Below are 1646 nucleotides of genomic sequence, written 5' to 3' on the forward strand. Positions count from 1 at the left end.
TTCATAACGACTCTACAGGTCGATATGATAAGGACAATGCCGAGCTTGCATGGCAACGTACCGTTGAGTTTTTTAATAAAAAGCTAAGTTAAGCTAAGTTAGCGAATAAAAAATAATGCCACCTGCTCAAAGTAGGTGGCATTATTAAAGTAATTAGCTATTTTTTGCTTTAAACTTTTTTGCTACGCATAACTAATAACGACAACAAAACGAGTATATAAATACTCAAAGATCCACCGCTGCTGGAGCCATCTTTATTTTCGACTTTTGCAATTTTCTCTTCTTTAACACGTGTTTTAAACCTTGCTAGTTCTGCATCTAAATTAGTACTCATATCACTAACCGCTAGATTAAAACCTTCAGCCGACTTTTCAGATAACGTTTCATCAATACCTATTGCTGTTGTTCTTTTTTCAAGCTTACTTATACCAGGTGCTCTAAATAGCATTTTTCTACTTTTAATATCAAAAACAGCTGTATCCACAAAGGTTTGGATTGTATTTTCATTACCTGGAATAACGTACATACCCACTATTGTCCAATAAAGTAAGGCTGCATTATTTTCATAAGATTGCGTAATTTGATCATATGAAACCAGTGCCATTACATCTACATCGTAAAGTCGCCCTACTTGCTCGAGTGTTGCAAAACCTTCACCACCCTTTAAATAGGTGCTTGGTATAACTTCAATGCGGTCAATGTAATTATATTGAAGAAATGACTTTTTTACTTTTTCGAGTAATTCGACTTGGTTTTGGGTCTCTAACCCGTCTGGCTGCCAGTTTTTAGACGGTACAAATGCAATTCCGACGGTAACAGGGAGTTTTAAAACAGGTATTTCAGGTTTATAGGTAGCACGGCTTTGTTGATCAGGATATAAAAAATCCATTAAGCTACTAGATTGTGTATTTTTACCTGTATTGTTACTCATAAACGAGCTACAAGAAGCAAGTAAGGCCGCCATCAAAATGATTATATATTTATTAAATTTCATATTTATTCCTTTTTATTTTTAATTTAATTCAGTTACGTGCCAAAGCTCACCCGATGGTCCCCATAAGTAAATAACGCTACCCCAAGGTTCTTGCTTTATACCCTCAAAGCGGATGTCAAAACCGTTTAGGTTACTAATGAGTTCGTATGCTTCATCTATATTTAACACACAAAGTTGCAGCATTAAGTTTTCAGCAAACGTTTTATTATAATAACGCTGTAAAAAGAACGTACATTCGCCAAAGGTACACACACATAAATCATTTGAAGCATCTTCAATCTTAAATCCAAGCGCTTTATAAAAGCGCTGAGATTGTTCATAGCTTTTACAGGGAATAAAAACTCTAATATCATCAACTTGCATAACTCTTCCTAAATTAGCTCAGTACGCTTTTATCAATAATTCCTTTATTTACCAACTGCTGCAAAATAGCTTGGGATTTTGCTCTGCATGCATCACGTAGTAAACGCACCGCTGGGGTTATTGACTGCCTACTTGGGCAAATAAGCCAAAGTTCACCATTAACATGTTGATAATCTTGCATTACAGTAACCACCCTGTCATTGAGTAAATCATCGGCTATATCAAGGGCTGATTTTACAGCCAAGCCTTTACCAGCAACGCACCAGCGCCTTACTAAATCGCCATCGTT

Annotated in this window: 4 protein-coding genes; 1 reads left to right on the forward strand and 3 read right to left on the reverse strand. The window is 36.1% G+C overall.

Going from position 1 to position 1646, the window contains the following annotated elements; translation table 11 throughout:
* Nucleotides 1–92, forward strand: a 92-nt coding sequence (locus tag H5072_RS21360; protein ID WP_259395992.1) for a dienelactone hydrolase family protein, incomplete at its 5' end; no start/stop codon positions are given.
* Between the two features lie 77 nt (nucleotides 93–169).
* Here H5072_RS21360 and rhlP read toward each other — a convergent pair.
* The 3 genes from rhlP to H5072_RS18820 form a co-directional block, all read right to left on the reverse strand.
* Nucleotides 170–994 carry a rhombotarget lipoprotein gene (gene rhlP, locus H5072_RS18810; RefSeq protein WP_182694435.1) on the reverse strand — a complete coding sequence of 275 codons (825 nt, stop codon included), beginning with the start codon at nucleotides 992–994 and terminating at the stop codon, nucleotides 170–172.
* Between the two features lie 18 nt (nucleotides 995–1012).
* Nucleotides 1013–1357 (reverse strand): lactoylglutathione lyase, encoded by a 345-nt coding sequence (locus H5072_RS18815; RefSeq protein ID WP_024597431.1) that lies wholly within the window; start codon nucleotides 1355–1357, stop codon nucleotides 1013–1015.
* A gap of 13 nt (nucleotides 1358–1370) precedes the next feature.
* The coding region (locus H5072_RS18820) for a LysR substrate-binding domain-containing protein (protein ID WP_259395991.1) at nucleotides 1371–1646 on the reverse strand (276 nt) is incomplete at its 5' end.

The sequence above is a fragment of the Pseudoalteromonas sp. SR45-5 genome (assembly GCF_014163565.1).
Classification (GTDB): domain Bacteria; phylum Pseudomonadota; class Gammaproteobacteria; order Enterobacterales; family Alteromonadaceae; genus Pseudoalteromonas; species Pseudoalteromonas distincta.